This window comes from Alteromonas sp. AWJ4_197 (genome assembly GCF_056160285.1).
The window spans coordinates 1-1760 of record NZ_JBSWWW010000028.1; the positions used below are offsets into that span (position 1 = coordinate 1).

General features: G+C 73.5%; 2 protein-coding genes. Both read left to right on the top strand.

The window, feature by feature from the left end:
- Nucleotides 1-190: 190 nt before the first annotated feature.
- Nucleotides 191-520 (top strand): CU044_2847 family protein, encoded by a 330-nt coding sequence (locus ACXAGC_RS20305; RefSeq protein WP_035927776.1) that lies wholly within the window; start codon nucleotides 191-193, stop codon nucleotides 518-520.
- 84 nt (nucleotides 521-604) lie between these two features.
- Nucleotides 605-1760: CHAT domain-containing protein (locus ACXAGC_RS20310; protein WP_474846810.1), on the top strand; the 1156-nt coding region annotated here is incomplete at its 3' end.

The following is a 1760-nucleotide window of genomic DNA, read 5'->3' on the forward strand; positions in this document are numbered from 1 at the left end:
GTGCCGCAGCACCCGGACCGCCACGGGCGCGGCCCGGGTGCTCCGGCGCCCGGATGCGGCGCCGAGGCCTGTCTCATTGTGTCTCCGACCGCCGATCCTGGTGTTCTCCCTTGCCAGCCCGTGAACGGGGGGAGCACAGTGGGCTCACGGTGCGGTGCGGGACGGCGCGGGACGAGGGAGAGGTGCCACCATGGGCAACATCGTCGAGTTTCCCACCGCGGACGGACGCAGCGTCCTGGTGGAGACCGCGGACGGGTCCGGCGGACCGGTCACCCGGGGCGGTCACCGCGAGAGCGTGGTGCTGGAGGCCCAGCGGACCTTCGAGGAGGCGGTGGCGCACATCCAGCCCGCGGTCCAGGCCCTGATCGACCAGCTCGTGTCCCTGGCCCACCGCCCCTCGGGGGTGTGCGTGGAGTTCGGGGTCGACCTGCACGCGGAGGCCGGTGCCTTCATCGCGAAGACGGGCGGCGCCGCGAACTTCACGGTCAAGCTCACCTGGGAGGACACGCGCACGGAATGAGCGGGCACGATCCACCGACGGTCCGTCCTGCCCCGAGCCGAGGGACCGCCCGATCAGGAGCCATGGGGTGAGGAACCGGTGAGCGTGCTGGAGCTGTCGGTCGTTCGGTCCGCGGAGGAGGGCCTCTACGACGTCGAGATCGTCCACTCCCCGGTGGGCGAGGCCTCGGCCACCGTGGCGATCGACTGCGCGGGGCTGATGCAGGGGCGCGACCGATGGCAGGACGCGCTCCTGGCCTCCGCCGCCAGCACCCGCCGGCTGGTCGCCGGCCCCGAGACGACGGTCCGGACGGTGGGCCAGGAGCTCTTCGACATGCTGCTGGGCCACCCCGCGATCGGGGCCCGCTACCGGTCCAGCGTGGACGTCGCCGCCGAACGAGGTGAGCCGCTGCGCCTGGTGCTGCGTCTGGCCGCGCCGGAGCTGACGCCCCTGCCCTGGGAGGCCATGTACGACGCCCAGGCCGGCACCTACGTCGCCCGGATCGACCCCCTGGTGCGCCATGTGCCCGTCGCGGCCGCCCCGCCGCCGCTGCGGGTGCAGCAGCCCGTGCGGATCCTCGGGATCACCGCCTCTCCCCGGGGGCTCCCGGTCCTCGACGTCGAAGCCGAGGAGCAGTACCTGGCCCAGGCGCTCGCGGAGCCCCTCGAGCGGGGACAGATCGAGCTGACATGGGTGCGCGACGCCACGTGGGACGGCGTGCACGACATGCTCCTGGGCCAGGAGTGGCACGTCGTCCACTTCATCGGGCACGGGGACTTCGACGTGGAGCTGGACGAGGGCGTGCTGGCGCTCGTGGGGGCCGACGGGCGGGCGCACCGGGTGGAGGCCAGCCGGTTCGCCGACCTGCTGCACGAGGCGACCCCGATGCCCCGGCTCGTGGTGCTCAACTCGTGCCAGTCGGCCGTCTCCGGGTCGGTGGACCTGTTCTCGGGCACCGCCTCTGCGCTGGTGCGCGGGGGCGTCAGTGCCGTGGTGGCCATGCAGTTCGAGATCACCGATCCCGCGGCCGCCGCCTTCGCCCGGGGCTTCTACTCCGCCGTCGCCGCCGGGCGGCCTGTGGACCAGGCCGTGCGCAGCGGGCGCGTGTCCATCCTGGGCATGAACGGCCACACGCTGGAATGGATCACCCCCGTCCTCTACCTGAGGGGTCTGGAGACCCGTCTGTTCAGCATCCGCAGACCCCGGGAGCGGAAGCGGGCCGCCGAAGCCCCCCGGTCCTCGCGCGCCGGCGCGCCGGTGG